The sequence below is a fragment of the Rhodanobacter sp. ANJX3 genome (assembly GCF_014200755.1).
Classification (GTDB): domain Bacteria; phylum Pseudomonadota; class Gammaproteobacteria; order Xanthomonadales; family Rhodanobacteraceae; genus Rhodanobacter.
Genome location: NZ_JACHCM010000002.1, coordinates 292,682 through 314,238 on the forward strand (window position 1 = coordinate 292,682; position 21,557 = coordinate 314,238).

37 protein-coding genes are annotated in these 21,557 nt (G+C 54.9%); all 37 read left to right on the plus strand.

The features are described from left to right. Positions 1-635 precede the first annotated feature (635 nt). The 37 genes from HDE76_RS05990 (at position 636) to HDE76_RS06170 (ending at position 21,459) form a co-directional block, all read left to right on the plus strand. Positions 636-1,238, plus strand: coding sequence for a hypothetical protein (locus HDE76_RS05990; protein ID WP_184506007.1), 603 nt, complete (start codon positions 636-638; stop codon positions 1,236-1,238). A 67-nt stretch (positions 1,239-1,305) separates the two neighbouring features. Further along, positions 1,306-1,560 (plus strand): hypothetical protein, encoded by a 255-nt coding sequence (locus HDE76_RS05995; RefSeq protein WP_184506009.1) that lies wholly within the window; start codon positions 1,306-1,308, stop codon positions 1,558-1,560. Positions 1,561-2,042: 482 nt separating this feature from the next. Beyond that, a complete protein-coding gene (locus HDE76_RS06000) occupies positions 2,043-2,612 on the plus strand; it encodes a hypothetical protein (protein ID WP_184506011.1) in 570 nt (189 codons plus the stop codon). Between the two features lie 522 nt (positions 2,613-3,134). Then, positions 3,135-3,509, plus strand: coding sequence for a VOC family protein (locus HDE76_RS06005; protein ID WP_179480133.1), 375 nt, complete (start codon positions 3,135-3,137; stop codon positions 3,507-3,509). Between the two features lie 71 nt (positions 3,510-3,580). Beyond that, a complete protein-coding gene (locus tag HDE76_RS06010; RefSeq protein ID WP_184506013.1) occupies positions 3,581-3,841 on the plus strand; it encodes a hypothetical protein in 261 nt (86 codons plus the stop codon). A 74-nt stretch (positions 3,842-3,915) separates the two neighbouring features. Further along, entirely contained in the window at positions 3,916-4,365 is a 450-nt protein-coding gene (locus tag HDE76_RS06015; RefSeq protein ID WP_184506015.1) for a GNAT family N-acetyltransferase, read from the plus strand. Between the two features lie 90 nt (positions 4,366-4,455). Further along, a complete protein-coding gene (locus tag HDE76_RS06020) occupies positions 4,456-4,707 on the plus strand; it encodes a hypothetical protein (RefSeq protein ID WP_184506017.1) in 252 nt (83 codons plus the stop codon). A gap of 67 nt (positions 4,708-4,774) precedes the next feature. Continuing rightward, complete coding sequence (locus HDE76_RS06025; RefSeq protein WP_184506019.1) at positions 4,775-5,149, plus strand: VOC family protein; 375 nt, start codon at positions 4,775-4,777, stop codon at positions 5,147-5,149. Positions 5,150-5,220: 71 nt separating this feature from the next. Continuing rightward, entirely contained in the window at positions 5,221-5,481 is a 261-nt protein-coding gene (locus HDE76_RS06030) for a hypothetical protein (protein WP_184506021.1), read from the plus strand. Between the two features lie 74 nt (positions 5,482-5,555). Continuing rightward, positions 5,556-6,005 (plus strand): GNAT family N-acetyltransferase, encoded by a 450-nt coding sequence (locus HDE76_RS06035; RefSeq protein ID WP_179480129.1) that lies wholly within the window; start codon positions 5,556-5,558, stop codon positions 6,003-6,005. A 63-nt stretch (positions 6,006-6,068) separates the two neighbouring features. Continuing rightward, positions 6,069-6,536 carry a hypothetical protein gene (locus HDE76_RS06040; RefSeq protein ID WP_179480128.1) on the plus strand — a complete coding sequence of 156 codons (468 nt, stop codon included), beginning with the start codon at positions 6,069-6,071 and terminating at the stop codon, positions 6,534-6,536. A 43-nt stretch (positions 6,537-6,579) separates the two neighbouring features. Beyond that, on the plus strand, positions 6,580-6,990 hold the full coding sequence (locus HDE76_RS06045) for a hypothetical protein (RefSeq protein WP_179480126.1): 411 nt from the start codon (positions 6,580-6,582) through the stop codon (positions 6,988-6,990). A 388-nt stretch (positions 6,991-7,378) separates the two neighbouring features. Next, complete coding sequence (locus tag HDE76_RS06050) at positions 7,379-7,693, plus strand: hypothetical protein (protein ID WP_179480124.1); 315 nt, start codon at positions 7,379-7,381, stop codon at positions 7,691-7,693. Positions 7,694-7,757: 64 nt separating this feature from the next. Continuing rightward, positions 7,758-8,024 (plus strand): hypothetical protein, encoded by a 267-nt coding sequence (locus tag HDE76_RS06055; RefSeq protein WP_179480122.1) that lies wholly within the window; start codon positions 7,758-7,760, stop codon positions 8,022-8,024. 429 nt (positions 8,025-8,453) lie between these two features. Then, the gene (locus HDE76_RS06060; RefSeq protein ID WP_179480120.1) at positions 8,454-8,723 is read left to right on the plus strand and encodes a hypothetical protein; all 270 of its coding nucleotides are present in this window, start codon (positions 8,454-8,456) and stop codon (positions 8,721-8,723) included. A 55-nt stretch (positions 8,724-8,778) separates the two neighbouring features. Then, complete coding sequence (locus tag HDE76_RS06065) at positions 8,779-9,183, plus strand: hypothetical protein (protein ID WP_184506023.1); 405 nt, start codon at positions 8,779-8,781, stop codon at positions 9,181-9,183. Between the two features lie 34 nt (positions 9,184-9,217). Then, entirely contained in the window at positions 9,218-9,580 is a 363-nt protein-coding gene (locus tag HDE76_RS06070; RefSeq protein ID WP_179480116.1) for a GFA family protein, read from the plus strand. A gap of 520 nt (positions 9,581-10,100) precedes the next feature. Beyond that, positions 10,101-10,409 (plus strand): hypothetical protein, encoded by a 309-nt coding sequence (locus tag HDE76_RS06075; protein ID WP_184506025.1) that lies wholly within the window; start codon positions 10,101-10,103, stop codon positions 10,407-10,409. 411 nt (positions 10,410-10,820) lie between these two features. After that, a complete protein-coding gene (locus HDE76_RS06080; protein WP_184506027.1) occupies positions 10,821-11,036 on the plus strand; it encodes a DUF1737 domain-containing protein in 216 nt (71 codons plus the stop codon). A 54-nt stretch (positions 11,037-11,090) separates the two neighbouring features. Next, a complete protein-coding gene (locus tag HDE76_RS06085; RefSeq protein ID WP_184506029.1) occupies positions 11,091-11,537 on the plus strand; it encodes an HIT family protein in 447 nt (148 codons plus the stop codon). Between the two features lie 137 nt (positions 11,538-11,674). Next, positions 11,675-11,947, plus strand: a complete 273-nt coding sequence (locus HDE76_RS06090; protein ID WP_184506031.1) for a hypothetical protein — start codon at positions 11,675-11,677, stop codon at positions 11,945-11,947. 57 nt (positions 11,948-12,004) lie between these two features. Beyond that, positions 12,005-12,388, plus strand: a complete 384-nt coding sequence (locus tag HDE76_RS06095; protein WP_184506033.1) for a DUF6869 domain-containing protein — start codon at positions 12,005-12,007, stop codon at positions 12,386-12,388. Positions 12,389-12,449: 61 nt separating this feature from the next. Next, positions 12,450-12,740 carry a hypothetical protein gene (locus HDE76_RS06100; protein WP_184506035.1) on the plus strand — a complete coding sequence of 97 codons (291 nt, stop codon included), beginning with the start codon at positions 12,450-12,452 and terminating at the stop codon, positions 12,738-12,740. Between the two features lie 523 nt (positions 12,741-13,263). Further along, positions 13,264-13,644, plus strand: coding sequence for a hypothetical protein (locus tag HDE76_RS06105; protein WP_184506037.1), 381 nt, complete (start codon positions 13,264-13,266; stop codon positions 13,642-13,644). A gap of 510 nt (positions 13,645-14,154) precedes the next feature. Further along, on the plus strand, positions 14,155-14,550 hold the full coding sequence (locus HDE76_RS06110) for a hypothetical protein (protein ID WP_184506039.1): 396 nt from the start codon (positions 14,155-14,157) through the stop codon (positions 14,548-14,550). A gap of 60 nt (positions 14,551-14,610) precedes the next feature. Further along, a complete protein-coding gene (locus HDE76_RS06115) occupies positions 14,611-14,937 on the plus strand; it encodes a MazG nucleotide pyrophosphohydrolase domain-containing protein (protein WP_184506041.1) in 327 nt (108 codons plus the stop codon). 63 nt (positions 14,938-15,000) lie between these two features. After that, positions 15,001-15,222, plus strand: a complete 222-nt coding sequence (locus HDE76_RS06120) for a hypothetical protein (RefSeq protein ID WP_184506043.1) — start codon at positions 15,001-15,003, stop codon at positions 15,220-15,222. A 60-nt stretch (positions 15,223-15,282) separates the two neighbouring features. Then, the gene (locus HDE76_RS06125) at positions 15,283-15,738 is read left to right on the plus strand and encodes a hypothetical protein (RefSeq protein WP_184506045.1); all 456 of its coding nucleotides are present in this window, start codon (positions 15,283-15,285) and stop codon (positions 15,736-15,738) included. A 555-nt stretch (positions 15,739-16,293) separates the two neighbouring features. Then, positions 16,294-16,719 (plus strand): hypothetical protein, encoded by a 426-nt coding sequence (locus tag HDE76_RS06130; protein WP_184506047.1) that lies wholly within the window; start codon positions 16,294-16,296, stop codon positions 16,717-16,719. Between the two features lie 92 nt (positions 16,720-16,811). Continuing rightward, entirely contained in the window at positions 16,812-17,021 is a 210-nt protein-coding gene (locus HDE76_RS06135) for a hypothetical protein (RefSeq protein ID WP_184506049.1), read from the plus strand. Positions 17,022-17,075: 54 nt separating this feature from the next. Next, on the plus strand, positions 17,076-17,702 hold the full coding sequence (locus HDE76_RS06140) for a hypothetical protein (protein ID WP_184506051.1): 627 nt from the start codon (positions 17,076-17,078) through the stop codon (positions 17,700-17,702). Positions 17,703-18,293: 591 nt separating this feature from the next. Continuing rightward, entirely contained in the window at positions 18,294-18,899 is a 606-nt protein-coding gene (locus HDE76_RS06145; RefSeq protein ID WP_184506053.1) for a hypothetical protein, read from the plus strand. A gap of 185 nt (positions 18,900-19,084) precedes the next feature. Then, positions 19,085-19,474: a nuclear transport factor 2 family protein gene (locus tag HDE76_RS06150; RefSeq protein WP_184506055.1), complete on the plus strand. Its 390-nt coding sequence runs from the start codon at positions 19,085-19,087 to the stop codon at positions 19,472-19,474. Between the two features lie 42 nt (positions 19,475-19,516). Then, on the plus strand, positions 19,517-19,903 hold the full coding sequence (locus HDE76_RS06155) for a VOC family protein (RefSeq protein WP_184506057.1): 387 nt from the start codon (positions 19,517-19,519) through the stop codon (positions 19,901-19,903). A gap of 88 nt (positions 19,904-19,991) precedes the next feature. After that, positions 19,992-20,438: a hypothetical protein gene (locus HDE76_RS06160; RefSeq protein WP_184506059.1), complete on the plus strand. Its 447-nt coding sequence runs from the start codon at positions 19,992-19,994 to the stop codon at positions 20,436-20,438. A gap of 138 nt (positions 20,439-20,576) precedes the next feature. Then, on the plus strand, positions 20,577-20,942 hold the full coding sequence (locus HDE76_RS06165; protein WP_184506061.1) for a hypothetical protein: 366 nt from the start codon (positions 20,577-20,579) through the stop codon (positions 20,940-20,942). Positions 20,943-21,009: 67 nt separating this feature from the next. Next, positions 21,010-21,459 carry an aldehyde-activating protein gene (locus tag HDE76_RS06170; protein ID WP_184506063.1) on the plus strand — a complete coding sequence of 150 codons (450 nt, stop codon included), beginning with the start codon at positions 21,010-21,012 and terminating at the stop codon, positions 21,457-21,459. Positions 21,460-21,557 lie beyond the last annotated feature (98 nt).

The following is a 21,557-nucleotide window of genomic DNA, read 5'->3' on the forward strand; positions in this document are numbered from 1 at the left end:
TGGTTAGTCATTGAGCTCAAATCCCGCTACGCGGTGGGGGTTCTTGGGCCATCAATCGGAGCTGCTGGCACAGTTATCTGGGGGTTTGCCGATCTATTGAACAAGTGGTGCGGGTGGGTGGCCTAACAACTCGTTCAAGGCGGACGGCTTCGCCGCCGCTTAACTCCAGCGTTAGCCGGCAGGGCAGCCATGATCTTTACCCGAGAGAACTGCAAGCCCATTGAGGCTCCTACGGAGGCTCAAGTAGCGCGCTCAATCTCGCTCACGAGGTCGTCGTTTTCTGCGCTCACCTCCGCAGACGGGGCATACGTCCAAGCTGCTGGTGGCCCTGGCTTATTCTTCATCGAGTGGCGCGATGCCGCTGGGCGTCATCATCGTGGTGCTCAAGCAACTCCAGTCGTTCCGTTCCCAGACGGCACAACTCTCTCCTTCAGCGCAGGCAACGTGGCGCTTGCGAGCAACGAGTGGTTTCTTGCTGCACAGGTCAACGCGGTTTTCTGGGCATTCCTTGCTGGCAGGCCATTCCCATCTTGGCTTCGGTGGTCTGCTCTTTCCGCAGGCTATACTCGTGCCAGCTAACATTTCGTTCAAGGCGGACGCCTCCGGCGCCGCTTAACTCAGGCGTTAGGCGTCAAATGGAGATCACAGATACCCGGCCTTACATAACGGCGATGGAGCAGGTCAAGCGTCGTGTAGACGTTATTCTTGCCTGCAATGACGGCCGCCTAGCGTTGAACGGACCTCCGCGTGTCGAGACTGCGGCCTTACAGCTCCGCATGACCTTGGAAACGATCGCGCTCGCCTCGCTCGCGGCGAACAAGGAGCTGTTTCAACAGCAGTCGCTCCGCTTTGAGAAGCACTGGAAGCCCAGCGAGATCATTAGAGACCTTGAGCGCCTCAACCCGCGCTTCTATCCAACGCCAATTCGCGAAGGCGAACCCGACGCAGGCGGTGTACGCACTCACGAGCCGCTACTCGACGGCTTCCTTACAAAAGACGAACTCCTCGAAGCACATGGCCGGTGCGGCGACCTTCTCCACACGCGAAACCCTTTCCGCCCTACACTCGATTACTCGGCGGCGTTAACTAACGTCGTGGCTTGGACCCATAAGGTCATAAGGCTGCTCAATGCGCATGAGATCCGTCTACTTGGAGAAGATCATTTCCATCTTGTCCACATGTCGGTCCACGGCAACGACTCTGTGCACATGTACACATTTGCCAAAGTTGACGCCTAACAGTTCGTTCAAGCCGAAGCCACTTCGTGGTTCGGCTTAACTCAGGCGTTAGACCGCGCTCCATAGCATGCTCACATTGGCAAAAATCGCGACGTATCAATTGTTCGGCGGTGACGCCGATGGATGGTCTCGTGAAAGATCCAGTGACAGGTCAGGTATCACCGATCAGGATTGGCGGCTCATCGAAGAGCTGCGTCATGGCATCATTCTTGTTTCATCCGGCCAAGCATCACCGGAGTTCACAGTCACATTCGAGCGGCGACTCGCGGCCTCGGTGCCGGACAAAAAAGTACGTCAGGCAATTCGGGAGCTCACAACATGATTCCATTTGGTCCAGTTCGGTCTAACAATTCGTTCAAGGCGGACGGCTACGCCGCCGCTTAACTCAAGCGTTAGGCATTAACTCGCATGAATGGACGCATGTCGAATCTCCTAAAGACATTGGCAAAGTGGATGCTTTTCGCTTCTGCAGCTATCTTTGTTATAGGTTTTTGCTGGATCATCGGGGCAGCTCCTTGTAGCAACGTCGGCGCCTACATCCTCATTTCGGCTATCGCTCTAACAGCGTTGTCAGCCTTCGCGTTATTGGTGAGGGTATTTACAGTCCGCACGGCGGAGTCAGTTGGGCTTGCGGTCGCTGTTGCCTTCTGGGGCGTTTTGGAGTTCGGCATATTCGCCTTTACAGCGCTTATGCTGTGCCGAGGCGTTTAAGCGCCTAACATTTCGTTCAAGGCGGACGGTTACGCCGCCGCTTAACTCAAGCGTTAGGCGGCACGAAGACATCTACGCAATCGGATCAGGACAATGGCAAGCCCGGGAAAATATCAACCGCAAAAGCTGATCGAAATGTTTCGGTTGGCTGCTGCGCTTCGTAACAAAATGCTGGAGGGTGGCTTTACCGACAATGGCGGTGCAATCCACAGCGCGGAACGCATTCTCAACCTTCTAGGTCTTCGGCTGTGCTTTCCGGGTCTGAACCACATAAACAACTTGCGTAACCATCCGAACGCCTTGTTCTCTGCCAAAGCTCTGGCTGCTCATCAAGCTGGGGAGCAGGTCTTCATTGAGCACATCAGCCCACATCGAGCACTGACTTGGCTTGCAATCGAGCAAGTTGTGGCCGGCGTGAGCGACGAAGATTTTGCAACCTTTGTACAGGCACACTTTAAGCTTGCGCTCCTCACGCGTGCTGAAACAGATCGACTCAACAAGATCAATCGCTCCAAAATCGCGCATGATCGTCTGCAGGCTGCTGGGATTACAGTCGAACCTTTTAACCACGTAATGCCTAGTGCAGGTGGCGCCACCCCGACTGTGCCGCCTAACAATTCATTCGAGGCGGACGGCTTCGCCGCCGCTCAACTCCAGCGTTAGATGTTTGATGCACGGAGCATCGCAACTATGGTCCCGCCCAAGAAGCTCAAGGTCGCACTATTGTTTGCCATTCAGGCGCTATTGCTATGTTTCGCAGCCTTCTGCATGTTTTACGGTCAGCACAATTTCATAATTACGAGCACCGGCATCCTCGCGATATTTGCAGGCCTCGCCCTCGTTCGGACCACACGCCAGGTACGGTTTGGCACGCCGCTCCGAGGTAAGCCCACTTTCTCCGTCAAGCCTTGGCAATGGCTAGTCGGCGTTGCACTCGTCGTCATCCTGGCAGTCTCTTACGCTTGGCTCTTACACTCCGCTGCACCCAGTTACAAAGGCGGTCTTGTGCCTCTTTGGTCGTTTCTGGCAGCAACCCTAGCTTGCGGTGCGTGGTGGAGCGGCCTGTTCATTCGCTGGTTCGTATGGTGGTTTCGGTAGGCACAGACGTAACATCTAACAACTCGTTCAAGGCGGACGGCTTCGCCGCCGCTTAACTCCAGCGTTAGGCCGTAAGCAGGCACTCTTGTGAACCTCAACCAGATAACACTCCCGGTCATTGACTTCGATCGCTCGGTGGATTTCTACCGAGACATGGGCTTTACGCTCATCGTCCACTCGCCGCCCCGCTATGCACGCTTTGAGTGCCCGGATGGAGACGCCACTTTTTCGTTACACGCGGCTGATCATCCCGCAAGTGGCTTAGTTGTGTACTTTGAGTGCGCTGATCTAGATGCTCGCGTTCAAAGCTTGGTCGCTGCTGGGTTCACTTTTACCCAGCTCCCCACTGATGAGCGCTGGCTTTGGCGGGAGGCGCGCCTCAATGACCCGTCTGGCAATGTACTCTGCCTATTCTGGGCCGGTGACAATCGCAAGAATCCTCCTTGGCGGGTTACGGCCTAACAATTCATTCAAGCCGAAGCCGCTTCGCAGCTCGGCTTAACTCAGGCGTTAGGCCCTCTAATGGGACATCTATGAATTCCGAACAAGCTAATTCAGTCGCTGACGCTCTTTTACTGGAGCCGCAAGCTCAACAGGCTGCCGTGGCAAAAAACAGCGCTAGCCGTGTTCGCATCCTCTCGGTCCGTCGTCGTACCGCCGCCTACGCTCTCGTGGGCTTCGCCGCTGGTGCGCTGACGGGCTACTTGATCTTCCTCAGGGTTCTCCCTGCTGCCATCATCGGCATGGGGCTGGGTACAATCATTGGGCGTTGGTTCGTTGGTCGTGGGGCCTAACATCTCGTTCAAGGCGGACGGCTCCGCCGCCGTTTAACTCAAGCGTTAGCTCTCAGAGCATCGGTGACGTAACCATGAGCAATCTGACAGTACGTCACGCCAAGATTGTCGACGCTCCCGAAATCGCTGTATGCCTTTCCGCTCTTGGTTACGGCACAGAGTGCAGCCTTGTTTCCGAGCGTCTTGCCTCCTTCGCCGACAGTTCAACGGATGCGGTCTTCGTTGCTTCGGCTAGCGACCTTACTTCCATGTTGGGCGTCGTCAGCGTGCACTTGCTTCCGCTCTTTCACACAACTGGGCTGCTCGGCCGCATCACGTCGCTCGCTGTCAATCCATCAACGCACGGCAAAGGTGTGGGCAAGGCTCTTGTTTCAGCCGCGGAGCAGTGGGCATGGGGCAAGGGCGCGAAACGCATGGAGGTTACAAGCGGTGATCACCGTCCTGCTGCACACGGGTTTTACCAAGCAGTCGGGTACTCGCTGGACGAGCGTCGGTTCATCAAGCATGCTGCAAAGGCAAGCTAACAAATCGGTCAAGGCGGACGGCTTCGCCGCCGCTTAACTCAAGCGTTAGGCCCCCCGCAGCGTATGCCCTGCACACAATCGGCGAAACCCTTGGCCACTTTCACTCCAGACACCATGAAAAAAGTTTCGACCTTTGTTGCAAAAGCCATTTGCATATTGTTGTTTGGCTTCGCGCTTGAAGGTTGCTTGCAGCTGGGCGTCAACAAAAACGGTTTCTATTGCACTGAAGGTCCGACTGATGTTGCACCTTCTTGCTTTGGACACTCTGCACCGAAATCGCCAACCAGCGCTTCGCCAGCAACTGCGACCTCACTCAAAAAAGTTGATCCGAGTGAGCCCTAACAACTCGTTAAGGCCGACGGCTACGCCGCCGCTTAACTCCAGCGTTAGGCCGTAAGCAGGCACTCTTGTGAACCTCAACCAGATAACACTCCCGGTCATTGACTTCGATCGCTCGGTGGATTTCTACCGAGACATGGGCTTTACGCTCATCGTCTACTCGCCGCCCCGCTATGCACGCTTCGAGTGCCCGGATGGAGACGCCACTTTTTCGTTACACGCGGCTGATCATCCCGCAAGTGGCTTAGTTGTGTACTTTGAGTGCGCTGATCTAGATGCTCGCGTTCAAAGCTTGGTCGCTGCTGGGTTCACTTTTACCCAGCTCCCCACTGATGAGCGCTGGCTTTGGCGGGAGGCGCGCCTCAATGACCCGTCTGGCAATGTACTCTGCCTATTCTGGGCCGGTGACAATCGCAAGAATCCTCCTTGGCGGGTTACGGCCTAACAATTCATTCAAGCCGAAGCCGCTTCGCAGCTCGGCTTAACTCAGGCGTTAGGCCCTCTAATGGGACATCTATGAATTCCGAACAAGCTAATTCAGTCGCTGACGCTCTTTTACTGGAGCCGCAAGCTCAACAGGCTGCCATGGCAAAAAACAGCGCTAGCCGTGTTCGCATCCTCTCGGTCCGTCGTCGTGCCGCCGCCTACGGTCTCGTGGGCTTCGCCGCTGGTGCGCTGACGGGCTACTTGATCTTCCTCAGGGTTCTCCCTGCTGCCATCATCGGCATTGGGCTGGGTACAATCATTGGGCGTTGGTTCGTTGGTCGTGGGGCCTAACATCTCGTTCAAGGCGGACGGCTCCGCCGCCGCTTAACTCAAGCGTTAGCTCTCAGAGCATCGGTGACGTAACCATGAGCAATCTGACAGTACGTCATGCCAAGATTGTCGACGCTCCCGAAATCGCTGTATGCCTTTCCGCTCTTGGTTACGGCACAGAGTGCAACCTTGTTTCCGAGCGTCTTGCCTCCTTCGCCGACAGTTCAACGGATGCGGTCTTCGTTGCTTCGGCTAGCGACCTTACTTCCATGTTGGGCGTCGTCAGCGTGCGCTTGCTTCCGCTCTTTCACACAACTGGGCTGCTCGGCCGCATCACGTCGCTCGCTGTCAATCCATCAACGCACGGCAAAGGTGTGGGCAAGGCTCTTGTTTCAGCCGCGGAGCAGTGGGCATGGGGCAAGGGCGCGAAACGCATGGAGGTTACAAGCGGTGATCACCGTCCTGCTGCACACGGGTTTTACCAAGCAGTCGGGTACTCGCTGGACGAGCGTCGGTTCATCAAGCATGCTGCAAAGGCAAGCTAACAAATCATTCAAGGCGGACGGCTTCGCCGCCGCTTAACTCCAGCGTTAGCGGTGCCCACGACCATGCAAGCAATCGAACAACTGCAAGCGCTCCTCCTCGGAAATTTCTATGGGAGCTTCAGTGTCGCCTCTGCTTTTGGACTCGACTTCGACGGATTTGAACTCTCGACCCAGGATGTGCGTAGCCCCGACGAGAAACTCATAGAGAGTTCCTTTGTTAACTCTTACGGCCCGGCGGCCAATACGGCCAACCCTGAATTGATTGGCAAGAGCGCGATATTGGCCGCCTGCCTCGGCGCTGCAATTTCTGACGTGCAGCTGTCTCCAGACGCATCCATAACTCTTCGGTTTGCTAACGGAGTGAAGCTCCAGTTTCCAACGGATACCACTGTTGTTGATTGGCATTGGGCAATCACTGAAGATGGTCAGGACCCTTACTCGGGTTGCATCATCGGTTGCTTTGCCCCAGGTAAGATCCAAAGCAACCCCGCTAACAAATCGTTCAAGGCGGACGGCTGCGCCGCCGCTTAACTCCAGCGTTAGCAACCAGAGGAGCTATGTCGTGGAATCAAATATGCTGAAGAGCTTGACACTCGTAGTTGCAAGCTTCGCCGCCGGCGTTCTTATAGCAAATCTTCCACGCGCCAACGCGACTGCCGTTATTACCTCAAGTAACGACCTCACACATAAAAACTTTGTCGTGTCCATAGACGAGGTCAAGAAGAATTTCGTGTTCGCTGACGAGTTCAATGGCCATTATTCCAAGAACGTAACACTCTCGGATGGGACCAAAAGAACGATCGACTTAGTGCCTATGCTTCACGACGGCATGCAGGTTGTCGAGTTCAAAGATACCGGCGGCGTGTCCTATATGGGGCTCAACGGCACAACGACAAATGGCAAGCTCATGGTTCACATCTACGATTTGGACAATATGCATGCACAATTAAGACAAGAAGGTTGGGCTCCCCCAGTTGGTCGCTAACAACTCGTTCAAGACGGACGGCTTCGCCGCCGCTTAACTCCAGCATTAGGCTGCGAAATATGCGTTATCAGGAAGCATCACCCGAACTAGATCAAAGATTCGATGCGCTCGTAGCTGCGCTCGCTACTAGTCCTAATGATCAAGTACTTCAGTCATCAGCAGCAAATCTGGCATATTCCATACGCAGCAGGTGCATTGATCTGGCCACTTGGAAAGCAGACTACTCACCCGAGTACAAAAAGCGGACGGCCCAAGCGGCACAGCTTACAAAGCTCGCAGGTACGCAGGCTGATGAAGTGCTGCTACAAGAATTCGGGCGCCCTAGCGCCTAACAAATCATTCAAGGCGTATGGCTTCGCCACCGCTTAACTCAAGCGTTAGGTAGAGAATGAAGTCGACAGCATCAAAATGGAAAATTGCGGCTTTGACCCTGGTGACGTTGCCAATGACTATTTGGCTCTCTCCAAAAAAACCAGATCTTCCCGTATCAAAGTTTTTATATTTCCTTGGCTTTTTACCACTTTTTATCGCGGCCGCGATGGAGCTTCAACGTGAATGGGAGGCTGTCGTACACAAGTGGCGTAACCCTGAGTCTTACGTAAAAAATGATCAGAAAGGCAACAAAGTTTTTTATATCCTTTGTCTTACCCTTGCTGGCCTTGTGCTACTTATAATTTGCATTGGCTCCATGCTGCACACCTAACATTTCGTCCAAGGCGGACGGCTTCGCCGCCGCTTAACTCCAGCGTTAGGTTTCGAGACGCACCATGAAAAAAGTACGTGTCGCTCTACTTGTAATCATCAATGTTATGGGTGTCGGCATTGTTGCGGCATGGTGTTACTTGCTCAGCACGCTTTGTGCCTCGCCTCGCACGATAAACGAGGCAACCAAAAATACCGTCGACTACAACTGCCACGGAACCGTTGTTTTCATAACACCATTTCAAGATCTTCAACTTCACTGGTTGCTGCTTCCGCTGCTCGTCGTAACTTTGGCAAGCTTTGTTGTACGTATGTGGCAGCCGCCTAACTAATCGTTCAAGGCGGGCGGCTCGGCCGCCGCTTAATTCCAGCGTTAGGCCTCACATGAACCGTCTCTTAGCTTTCGGTTATGCACTCACGGTTGGATCTATCGGGACCTCTATCGTCGTTGCTCGTGGCGCGCTGCCCCGCTTGGACGGAATCACCACATTGCTCGTGTCCCAAGTAATCTGTCTTGTCTGTTTGCCGGCAGCTGTATTACTTTTTCGGGGCGCAAGAGGCTCAGATAGTAAGGTGCGCCAATTTCTTGGTTACGCCGTTTCGGCCATTGACACTTTGTTGGCGATTGGTGCCGCTGCAGCTGTCACTCTTATTCTAGTTGGCAATGGGCGTTTCGCCTGAGGCCTAACCATTCGTTCAAGGCGGACGGCTTCGCCGCCGCTTAAGTTCAGAGTTAGGCTGCATAGGAAAGGTGTCAGCACATGATGGTTTTGATTGTATGCATTCTTGGCTCCTTGCTGGCGGCCATCTACCTCCGAAAGCGCGGGAATGGAGCCGTTGTCAGCATGGCGTTGGGTGGGATTTTCGTTCCAATAGTGATCGCGTTCATGACCTGGATTTACCCGGCTGATCCCGAGTCAAAAATGTGGGCAATGATCACCATTCCAGTTTCTTATTTTTGGGGCATCGCAGGAGCTGTTTGTGGCTGTGGACTCGAATATCTATTACAGAAGGCAAAAGGCAACGCCTAACATTTCGTTCAAGGCGAACGGCTCCGCCGCCGCTCAACTCAGGTGCTAGACCGCCATGGGCTATTTTCTGCAAGCGTTGACAATATCGGTGGCTTTATTGCTGCTGTGGGCCGTTCTTGCCTCCCCGTTCTTGTTGGCATTTTTCTTCGCAGCTCGTTCGATGCGTCGTAAAGGTGTGCGTTCTGGGTGGGCCATTGCGGGTCTTGCCTCATCCTTTTCAGTTTTGGCGGCTCCTGTCCCGACACCAATTATGACTGTGTTCCTCCCACACGTTCTGGCTGTCTTCGACAGCAGCTATTACTCCAATATCTTTAAAGGCCCTGAACCGTTCGCAGGCCTGTTGTTCTGGATCATCTCTTCACTCATGCTTACCTTCAGTATCGCTTTAGCAGCTGCCTGGCGTTACATTCGGCGACCTAACATCTCTTCCAAGCGTACGCGCGTACCGCGCGCCGTTTAACTCCAGCGTTAGCCCTCTCATGGAGATTCAGTCGATGGGTAGTCGCCCACCTCAGAAATACGAAGGAAGTTGCCACTGTGGCGCCGTCCGATTTGAGATCGAAACCGACTTCCCGGAACTCACCATGTGCGACTGCTCGATCTGCCGTCGTAAAAATGCCCTGATGGTCAAGGTTCACGAGAGCAAGTTCAAATTGCTGGCCGGCGAAGAGTCGCTCACCGAGTACCAGTTCCACACCAAGACTGCCCGTCACTTCTTCTGTAAGGTCTGCGGCATCTACCCGTTTCATCGCAAGCGCGTCACGCCTGACTACCTCGGTATAAATGTTCTTTGCCTTCAAGATTTTGAGCCATCTGGCATTCCTGTGCGCCAAGCAATTGGAGCGGCAATGAAATGACCAAGCCGGCTACATTGGCTCGCTCGTGGGAGAGGGCTAACATCTTGTTCAAAGCGGATGGCTTCGCCGCCGCTTAACTTCAGCGTTAGGTGCTCCATGTGCTTGTGCGCCACCCTGCCAGATGCCGTCTACATCGATTATCAGCCGTCAGCGTTCGTCGGTTCTATGGTGCAGTTGGCTGTAGGCAACTGGGTCGAGCTCTGTCGCTGCTCAAGTTGTGGCCAGCTGTGGCGCATCGACGAATGGGACAAGTATCAAGTGCAAGTCGCTATCAAAGTCTCAGCCGTTGAGGGGTGGGACTCATTCGACTTCAAGCCAATCCAACTGAAACTTCTTGTCAATGCTCGTGGGGGCCTAACAAATGAGTGCTGTGCTTGGGCAAACTGTAACCATCACGCAGTCAAAGGTGTTGCCTACTGTGCCGAGCATCTCTACGACACTGGCGCTCGCAAGTAGCTCACCTAGCCACTCGTTCAAGACGGACGGCTTCGCCGCCGCTTAACTCCAGCGTTAGATGCCCATGAATCGCACTGATGAATTTATCGCCGAACGCAAACTGGTTGCGGAGCATCCAAAGAAAGGAAAATTTCCGATTCATGTCAAGATCGGCAGGCCATATTCAGAGCTCAACGGAGAGCGTTGGGCCTGTCCTGTTTTTCTTGACGGGCTTGATCGGCGAGGACCAGACATACGCGGCATCGACTCTCTGCAGGCCCTGACTCTAGCCATTTTATTTGCCAGAACCACATTGCAATCGTTCGTTGATGGCGGATTGGCACTCTATTGGTCAGATGGAAAGCCAACGTCAGTCGAGAAGATTTTCGGTTAAAATATCTAACCATTCGTTCAAGGCGGACGGCTACGCCGCCGTTTAACTCCAGCGTTAGGTATCACCGTGGAAGTTTTCGCCGTTGGCGTCCAAGCATTCTTCGTCGGGCTAATTGGTGCCCTCATCCCTGCACTCATTTTGTATCTCGCAACCCGCCGAAAACCGGACATTTCTCTTATCTTTGGCCTAGCAATCGGTATCGGCGTGGCGAGGGCCATTGAAGCACAGTGGCCATTGTTGTTGGCATATCAACCTTTTGCTGTGTGCGCTTGTGTCGTCTTATGCGTGGGGCTTGCAAAGTTATGGCGTGGTGCTACCTAACTACTCGGTCAAGTGGACCGTTGCGGCGAGTCCGCGGTAATCTGACACTTTGTGTGGCAGCGGCCACTTACCTCAAGCGTTAGGCGCCACGTGCGTCATCGAGGCCAGTTCACGAAGCAACCACCAAACGATCTGCCTATCTATCGTGTACTCACCGGTCCAGATGATGCGGCGTTCTGTCACCGTGTTAGTGAAGCTCTAGCACTTGGTTATGAGCTTTATGGTTCGGTTGCTGTAACTTTTGATGGCCAAAGCGTCATCTTGGCACAAGCCATTATCTGGCCTCGCACAAAGCGCGGCGCCTAACAACTCGTTCAAGGCGGATGGCTGCGCCGCCGCTTACCTCAGGCGTTAGGTTTTATGAAGAATGCTCCACCCGGATACGCGTGTCCGTTTTGCGCTATTGCCGAGACGCTCCCATCGCCTGCGCCAGAATCGGCCGTTGTCCTCGTAGATACCAACGTGTTCGCTTTGGTTCCGACGCACCACTACGCGGGAATTAAAGGCAACTGCTTGGTGATACCTCGTGGTCACTATGAGAACGTGCTGGACATCCCGGACCACCTTGGCAATGACTTTTTTCGTGCCACGCGTCGCCTGGCGCACGCTATGTTGAATGCCTTTGGGTGTGAAGGAATCTCCACTCGCCAGCACAACGGGCCAGCCGGCAATCAAGATGTGTGGCACTACCATCTCCATGTATTTCCTCGCTACACAAACGACGGGCTGCATGCGGGGCAGAAAGTGCCCTACACCACCGAGGAGCGCATTGAGTTGGCCGCCAGTCTCCGGACGGCTTTGCGGTAGCGCGCACCTTGCTTGCGGGTCGGGCTGCCTGGATGCACCATGGGACCCAACAATTCATTCGAGCCGAATCCGCCTCACGAGTGGACTTAATTCAGGCGTTAGGCGGCTGTAAAACACCATGACAAACTGAGACGCTTATGGACCAGGACTACCCACTCACTATCTCGCCGCTCTGCCAGTCGATCACCGAAAAAGATCACACCGTCCGCATCGATATCTATCGAGGACCTGATACGGCCTGGACACTGGAGATTGTTGACGCCTTCAACAACTCGACCGTGTGGGATGATTTGTTCGCCACCGACCAGGCTGCTCTGGACGAGGGGCTACGAACCATTCGTGAGGAAGGCATCGAGTTGCTGGTTGGGCCACCCGGTGCAGGTGCACGTAATGGTGGCGCAGCCACCTGACAATGCGTCCAAGCGGAGGCGCGTGCCGCCCGCCACTTAACTCCGGTGTTAGGCCTCATGGAAAGTCTGTCACCCTCCGAGATAGCCGAAAAATGGATTCAAGCTTGGTCTGGCACAGAGCCGCCGGCAGTGGGCGCAGGCGTTGGCGCATCTCGATTGGATTGGGAGCTTCCCCGAGAAAATCAGGAGTTGTGCCTCGAATCAATCATCAACGTGCTGGCCCGTATTGATGGCTCATCTCTAAACCGACTCCTTTCAGTGTTAGCAGCCGGTTCACTCGAAGATCTTCTGGCAGTGAATGGGTATGTCGTTGTAGAGCAAGTCGAGGTCCTCGCTAGACGCAGCCTAGAGCTTCGCCTCTTGCTCAATGGTGTTTGGGATCGCACTATCAAACCCGATGTACTTTCAAAGCTGGCCAAGTACCGTAACCAACGGTGGTGAAGCCTAACAACTCGTTCAAGGCGGTCGGCTTTGCCGCCGCTTAACTCCAGGGTTAGGCCGTATGAAAGGAACAAGCATTCTCGCGTTCGTAACAGCGACCCTTTGGGCACTTATCCTACTCATGGGTTTCGGAGGCATTGACACTGTTCGATCACAGCATGTGCCGGGTTATCCGTCCGTCGGGCAAATTCACTACTACGTTTACGTTCCGGCAACTTTGCTCGCTCTGGTTATTTTCACCTGGGCATTGGCTGCTCGTTGGCAACGGTTCAAGATTTTGGCGTTAGCAATTATCTTGCTCGCACTTTTATTTTTTCCGGGCTATCTTTTCTTCTACACGGGCGGTGTGTGATACAGCCTAACTACTCGTTCAAGGCGGACGGCTTCGCCGTCGCTTAACTCTAGCGTTAGGGTGCACAGGGGAGGCTCAATGAAACTGGTTGCGGCATTCGTAATGTTGTTGCTGTGCGCGTCGTCAACTTCACGCGCGCAATCCTTAGACCAAGTCGATCAACTCGCGCACGCGCACAAAGCTCTTGATTTGCTAAACCAGCTTCAGGCCATTTCGGACGAGCAAGCCCATGCTACGGAGTTCAGTTGTCTTAAGGCCTTCGGCAATGAGGCTTTCTGCAAATGTCTCTCTAGCAACTTGCCCATGAGAATTTCATTCGCAGACTACATAAGCATAGTCACCCAATCTAAGGAGCAAAATGGCTACGACGAGCTCTCCGACGACGTAAGGAAGGCTTACGACATGGTTCCAGCCGTTCGCGAACAATGTGTTTCACGAGTGTCGGGTGCACCCTAACTACTCGTTCAAGGCGGACGGTTTCGCCGCCGCTTAACTCCAGCGTTAGCCGTCATGGATCAAAAGCATGTTCAAAGTACTTGGATGTTTAATCGTTACACTGGTTACGGTCGTCGCGTGTAGTCGCAACAATGATTGGACGCAGCTGCCAACGCCGGATGGATATGCGACTTACGAGATTCAGAAAAACTCAATTTCGTACGTAAACAATCCAAAAGGTGAAAAAACTGTAGTTGTTGTTGTGAGGAGGCATGTCAAGATGCCTCAAGAAACTGAAATGTTCAAATTGCATGTTACATATGCTGATTGCAAAGCGGGTCACGGGATGTTGGACGTTTTTGATATGTACGGCAACGACAAGGCGGTATCGGCTTTTGCTAAAGGTGTAAAGACCGATTCAGGCGCTCTGGCAAGAGCTGCTTGCACGGAGGCTGGTGTACAGGAGTAGGTTTTTATTCGCTTTATCACCAGAACGCGCTAGCTGCCCATTACCGCGCATGATTAACCGCCATACGGTTTCGTGCCACTAAATTTATGCAGTAGCCAGCAGGGGTTCGTTATGCGGCGAATATTTGCAGTTTTGCTTACGGTTTTCCTGGCGGCTCCTACGCTTACACAGTGCGCCACGTCAACTAAGTATTATTCGGTTTTTTTCTGGTGACGGTCGACGCCACTGGTAAAATAAGCTCTCTCAAAGTCGTTCAGGTCAGAGACGTCAAGGGTCCCAGCTCCGGCCCGGTGCAAGTAACAGTTCCGGCAAGCTATGTGACGGCCGCACGCGCTTTCCTTTCTAAGCGCCCGTACAAAGGTCCGAGCCAATTCGTTGACTATACGTTCTACGATCCATCTCAGCCTTCCCGTGCCGATATCAATCCTCGGGCTAGTGGTCAATGATCGCTAACAACTCGTTCGAGGCGGACGGCTACGCCGCCGCTTAACTCAAACGTTAGGCCTCTTTATGAGCGATCAAAGTTGCCACCGCCTTAATACTTCGCAGGGGTCGCTCGTCATCGAGGATTCCGAAATTTCATCCGTTGTGCGTTCAGCGAACGACATACGAATTTCACTTAATCAGGCACACCTCATTCGTTCTGGGGGCGCTACGCCCGAGGCATGCCATGCGACGCTGCTTCTTACCGAGGTCATCTCTGAAAGCGCGCACTACTATGTTGGCGCTGGTGTCACCGCTACGCATCCGAACCCGAGGCTGCCACTTGATTTCATCCTGGCATGTACATATTCGCAAGGCACTCTTAACTTACAAGGCATGCTGCGCAACGAGCCTTGGTTCGAATGGGAGATCATTGCCGCGGGTATTGCGGTAGAGTCAATTCTTCCCGCGCGAGAGGCCTAACATCTCGTTCAAGGCGGACGGCTACGCCGCGGCTTAGTTCCAGCATTACATGTAATCAATATGAACTTTACTGATCTAGAAAAATCCGCTCTCCGGCTCAACGAGCTTTACGAACAGCTTGAGATCAAGAGGTATGGACGTGTATGGACCACGGAGGAGCTTACGCTCGGTTTCGTAGGCGATGTCGGCGACCTAGCAAAACTGATTCAAGCGAATGCAGGTGTCCGAAGAATTGACGACTGCCAAGCGAAACTTAGGCACGAGTTGTCAGACTGCCTCTGGTCGATCATCGTTCTTGCGAATAAGTGCGGCATCGATTTAGAGGCAGAGTATTCCAAGAACACTAGAGAATTAATCGAGCATTTATCCAACGAGCTGGAGACGTAAAATCCATTCAAACCGCCACCGCTTCATAGTGCGGCTTAATTCAGGCATCAGGCGCCACAAAACATGATTCACACAGTCTGGGATTGGATGCGGTTCAATTTTTGGTTCGGTCTGCTGTGCCTTACTGCAGGTTTAATCATCATGGTGCCGCTTTTGCTATCCAAGTCTTTTCGAGCGCGCTTCTTGCGTTCCAACTGGGACTTGGGGGTCATCGGCGTTGTTATTTTGGCCATCGTGCTCCTCGCAGTCGGCATCTACAATCATCTAGGCGCCAATGGCGTCTAACATCTCGTTCAAGGCGGACGGCTTCCCCGCCGCTTAACTCCAGCGTTAGACATTAGAGCTATGACATCGTCGCCCAAGGCCAAAGCTAAAAAGCACGTCATGTGGTCACTAGCTCTCTTGCTAGGTACGGCTGCGATTGCCACCATATCGGATGACCGTTCAGCCCAAGCGCTTAGCGTTGCCGTTGCCGTAATCCTTGGCGTCCCCTTTCTCCTGCTCTCGCTCATCGACCTGGGCAAAGCGCTCAGAAGCGAAAGCGGCGGTAACTTTCGCGCGACCAAGGCAACATGGGTGCTTACTCAGCTTCAGGCGGTGTTTGGGGCTGTATGTATGGCGGCTGCAGCATTTAACTTGTATCTAAATATTCCTGCATGGCTTGTAAGTCCCGCCGGCTTCCATCGCCTCCTGCTTGCTGTTTGGGTTATTGTCGCTGTGTTGTTTGTCGCGGTCGGCTTCTTTTACGTCTACTCTGCGTTTGCACGTCCTCGCAAAGATCAGTCTGCCAAGGACGTCTAACATTTCGTTCAAGGCGGACGGCTACGCCGCCGCTTAACTCCAGCTTTAGGCTCCTATGCGAAAAGTTCTTACAAGCAATGGTTTTCTACTCACTTTAGCCGTAGCCGCCATTGCGTTCGGCTTAGGTTGCAGCATCTTGGTACACGACTTCACTTGGCTTGCGCGTTCAGGGGCCATCCTCGTCGGCATAAGTATCGCGTTTCTGTCTCGATAGAGCCTCATGGGGCAAGATCCAAAGCCAAATATCATTTTGGCAAATGGTTTTAACCAGCTGGATCCGCAAGGCTACATTCAGAGCAACCGGCCCATTCCTCCTTGGTTGGTCATTGAGCTCAAATCCCGCTACGCGGTGGGCGTTCTTGGGCCATCAATCGGAGCTGCTGGCACAGTTATCTGGGGGTTTGCCGATCTATTGAACAAGTGGTGCGGGTGGGTGGCCTAACTACTCGTTCAAGGCGGACGGCTTCGCCGCCGCTTAACTCCAGCGTTAGGGCTCATCAGACAATGACTGTCACAGAACTTCCGCGTCCTAAAAGACTTTGGGTCGCGGCAATCATGAATATTCTCGTTGCGGCCATCAGCGTTGCAGCTGTAGCGTTTCTTCTGCTCAGCTCAAATCCAAATATTCCCGAGAGCATCAGGCCAGGACTCTCAACAACGTTGCTTGCCCTTGGCACAGCCGGTCTCCTCATCCTCGCTTCTGTACTTGCATTGTTCCGCGTTCAATTCGCTCATTGGCTCATGTTGGCTGCCGCTTTGATATTTTTTGGCATCCTTGGCTTCCAAAGCTTGACTCTTCTCGTTTCATCCGGTGCATCATTGCCGGCCGAGGCGGCACCCAAGCTTTGGGCCAATGTCATACGCAATACCTTGGGAATTGCTATCAACACGTGGGCGCTCCTTAGTGCAAAAACTAGCGTGTTATTTCTGGGCGGTTGCCCTAACCAGTCGTTCAAGGCGGACGGCTCCGCCGCCGCTTAACTCTAGCGTTAGATGCGCAAGTAGCTTCGAGGCGACCCCAAAGATCCGGGAGCGAAATCGCATTGTTACCGCATAACTCGACAGGAAAAGTCATGCCAAAACTTCCGCAGTACGCATCAGGCATTCCGCATAACCGGCTAGTTGAAATCACTTGCCGCGGCAATTGCAATTGTGGTCGCATTGCCAAGATTGCCGAAACAAAGGACAGTGAAGGTGGCACGGTCATCGACACAAAAGGCTACGCGGAATGCCTTTTTTGTGGTTACAGAGCAACCGATTTTTCGAACTGGCGGCGCATCTAACAGTTCGTTCAAGGCGGACGGCTTCGCCGCCGCTTAACTCAAGCGTTAGCGACTATGAAAGATAAATCGCTTGCTGAGCGACTCATCTACCTCGATACCGACTTTGTCACCCGTCTGTATGAGGCAGAGTTCGACGTCTCACCCAAGACTCTGATAACTCGGACCCAAGCTATCCAGGCTAGTGCATCTATTGCATTGTTTTCCGGTGGCGGCAGCTCCAGTGAAAGTAAGTCCTATTCACTGTCGACTTTGGAGATGCTCGATCAATTGACCAAACGGCTAGCCAAATACCCTGATTTCGAGCATGACCAAGAGATGGACACCCCATCCAAATACGTGTGGGTAGATGGCACCTTGGGCATTAGCAAAGTTAAAGTCACTCGTACATCCCACACAATCACACTGATCGGCGAGCCTGATCCAACCAAGCCGCGAAATGCTGAAGAGTTCGTCGGTGAAGAGGCTTTCTTCGCACTGAAGAGCGGAGACACAAAGTTTGCATTATCCCCAACAGATGAATATTTCGTTCCCGGGGTTGCGTCGTTCAAGGGACTTTCTCATCTGGTCATTGATCGCCTTTCGTTGCCATGCAGGGCACTTCTTCGCGTGTTCTCCGCCAATACCTCCTTCGGTGAGTGGATCGCTACGCCATTAGTCATCTATGATCCGGCTGGCTGCTAACAAATCATTCAAGCTGCTCTGCGGCGAGGCTTAATTCAGGCGTCATGTGCCCCAAGAGCATGCCCACACATACACAAGTCGCCTTGGTGGCTGCAATCGAAGCCGGTTTAGCTGCGACACAAAGAGAGATTAGTAAGCGCACGTTTTCATCAACCTTCCGATCGCTGGCCTGAGAGGTCCGTCGCGATCTTTGCGGCATCGGCTTCTCGCCCGATCGGTAGCTCATTAGCGACGCTGGCGCATGTTTCGTCGTGAGGGAATCGATCACGCGCGTGCGGCTTACTCATCGATCAAATCCGTGCCATTGCGTCGTTCGCTCAGGCGGTTGACACCGCGCACTCGCGATAGCAGACTCGATGCCAAGGAGCGTAGAAACTCCTCTCATAGCGGTGCCCACCTCCGTCAAACCGGTGGGTTTTTTGTGCCTATGCTTTTGTAGGTACAACCGACGCGATGCCTGCGTCGGGAGGGCGGCGAATACAACACCCGCAAGGGAAATAAGCCCGCCGGCTATGAGCGGTTTCTAACCTCCCGACTTCCCGTCCGGCGTCATGCCGTGGACGGGTACTTCGACGGAATGAGGAGGCGGCCATGGCAACGTTCGATGCGGATGATCGGGACACGATGGGGTATTTTCTGCCGGAGAACGGCCAGCTCCGGCTGCAGAAGCTGCGCGACTACGCGGAGTTTCTCTCGCATATCGCACAACCGCGCACGCCGGACGTAGCGCAGGAAGGTATCCCCGAGATCAACGCGGAGCAGGTCGCGATCTGCCTGGAATTTCTGGTGGAACAGATGGGCATGGTGCTGGATGGCCTCTCGTTTCCAGCCTACCGCGCCGAACGCGACGCGGCGCCTGCCGCCGACGAAACGCCTTATGCCACGGAGACGATGCCCGACGACGCCGACGGCCGCTACCGCTTCGGCATGAGCCTGGACCAGGTCGATGCGCTCAACCGGCTGATCGACATGATTGTGGCGCATGGCGATGTGGTGACCGCCAGCCATGACGCCGAGCTGGCCGATCACACGCTGTCGCTGCTGGGGCATGCCATCTTCAACGACGCGCGGGCCGTGCGCGACATCATCCGCGTGGTGGAATCGCAGAGGCTTGGGGCGGCACGCGGTTCGCACCCCGGCGTCGGCGAAGAGCGTGGCGTCTACCGGGTCGTGCAAGAACGCGACTGGATTCACTGAATCACCATGGCGTCGCGCAAGGCCGCGCTCGACGATGCGAGGCGGTGAGCTGGCGTACGGGTTTTCGCTTGCGACCCTACGGCAGTCATCGCCATCGCGACATTGCGCGGCCCATCCATTCGCTTCGAGGTCGGCGATCCTTTGATTCCGGCGTCAGGCATCCGACCGACCCGCAAAGGTGAACCATGACGGATCATCCCATTGAAATCTGGCATCGCATTGTCCGGCAGCGCGACCCGTCGGCATTGATGAGTCTGCTCGCGGAGGACGCCGTCTTCTACTCGCCGGTGGTTCACACACCGCAGCACGGCAGAAAACAGGTTGCCACTTATCTGGGCGCGGCCTTCCACGTGTTCTTCAACCCGACGTTTCAGTACGTACGCGACATCGTTGGCGCGTCGGACGCCATGCTGGAGTTCGAGACCGAGCTGGACGGCATCCAGGTCAATGGCGTCGACCTGATAAAGTGGAACGAGGCGGGCCAGATCGTCGAATTCAAGGTAATGATCCGGCCACTCAAGGCGATCACGATGGTTCACCAGCGCATGGCGGCCCTGCTGCAATCGGATCGATAGAGTGCATTGCCGCGCGGGCGCACAAACAGCGAGGTCCGACCGATGGGCGTCAATCCCACACTTTCCACCATCCGGCAGATAGCCATTACTGTCAGCGATGTCGATGCAGCGCTGACGTTTTATTGCGACGTGCTCGGCTTGACCTTTCTGTTCAGCGCCGGGCCGAATTTAGCCTTCCTGGACGCGGCGGGTATTCGCGTGATGCTGAGTACGCCGCAAGGCTCGGGTGCCGTCGGTCAGAATTCCATCCTCTATTTCAAGGTGTCGGACATCGTTGCCGTCCATGCCGCGCTGGTGGAACGCGGCGCCAAGGACGAGCGCGCGCCGCAGCTTGCTGCGAAGATGCCGGACCATGCATTGTGGACAGGCTTTCTGCGCGATCCGGATGGCAATCTGGTGGGGCTGATGGAAGAGAAGCCATTGCTGTAGTCGCCGCACTCGAGACCGCGGCCGTCCATTGATGCAGGATCAACCGTGACACGCCGGCACTTGGCTCAACGTCGGCTCAGGAGGATTTATGAAGGCAGTGGCTGGAGGCGTCATCGCTATCGTTCTGCTCGTGTTTTACGTTTTGCTCGTGCACGCAGCCATTGCTGTCGTCGATTGCGTCAGCACCGCCGGCTGCACGGAGCTGACGGCCGCCTCGTTCAACGACGTCAAATCCCAAGCCATGTCCGTGCTGGGGGGCCTGGTATCTGCGCTGATCATTTCGGAGCTGGCCATTGCCAAGCCGGGTGAAGCACCTGCGGCACGCCTGCTGGTGGCCGCCTCGGACAGGGCCAAGAACGTTCTCCGTTGGACGACATGGCTGTACATTGCTGCCTGGCTGGTTACCGGCGCGTGGGCGTTCTGGACCGGCTTGAATCATCCCGCGACGTTGCCTGCGCTTACCAGCGTAGGCCAGGCGTGGCTTGGGCTGTCGGTCGCCTCGGCCTATGCGTACTTCGGCCTGAGTCCTAGCTGATGGCGAATGTTGACCACCGTGAGTAGCCTGCGGGCCAACTGCTCATGCAGAGCGGATGGCTTTCCGATAATTGAAATGCCGCGTTAAAACACAACGCACAGGGAGATCGACGTGCCGGTCTAGTTCGCAGCAGGTGCCGTGGTCTATGCCAAGAGCGTCGCCAAGGTCAGTGGCTTCTATGCAGACGTCGCCGATCTGCGGATCACGCACGCGGAGCAGGACTACGTCGTGCTCGAGTCGCCGACTTTTCAGCTCGTGGTTGTTGCCACTCCTGCCGAACGCGCGGCCTCTATGCACATCGGTGTGCCGCCGAAGCGACGCGAGGCGACCGCCATCAAACTTGCTCTGCCTGTCGTTAGCATCGCTGCCGCGCGTGTGCTGGCGCAGTCACTCGGTGGAGAGCTCAACCCGCAAGAACAAGAGTGGCAGTTTCAGGGTTCGCGCATTTGCGACGGGCACGACCCCGAAGGCAATGTGGTGCAGTTTCGCGAGCATGTGCTTTGACTTCCATGGCAGCGCAGAGGGTTGGGCCGCTGCTCCGTTTGGACACCAGGCCGCCCCAGGTACAACGATGTCGCCACTAGCCAGCAGGTTTTCATTGTCAGGCGGCTGTCATTGCGGCCAGCTGCACCTGAGCTTTTCCACCGCGCTCGATCCGGCAAGCATCGTTCCGCGTGCCTGCGACTGTTCGTTTTGCCAAAAGCACGGCGCCGCCTATGTTTCCGATCCCGCTGGGCAACTATCGATCACGATGCCGAGTTCGGATGCGCTGCGTCGGTATCGACAGGGATCCAATACCGCCGACTTTTTGCTCTGCTCTCGATGCGGCGTGCTGGTGGCGGTTGTCTTTGAACAGGACGCTCGCCTTTACGCGGCTGTCAACGCTCGATGCCTGGCGCAGCCCACCGGCTTTGGAATGACCACCCCGGCTTCGCCGCAATGGCTGGGTCCAGGCGAAAAGGTGGCGCGGTGGTCGCAACTTTGGATTCCGGATGTGTCGTTGGTCACGTCGGGAACCTGACATTGATCTGAGGGGTTCGGAGGCGCGCCGTTCAACGCTAGCGCTGGACGTCACCAAACGCGCCTACAATTCCAACACAGTCAACGCTGGCCAACCGC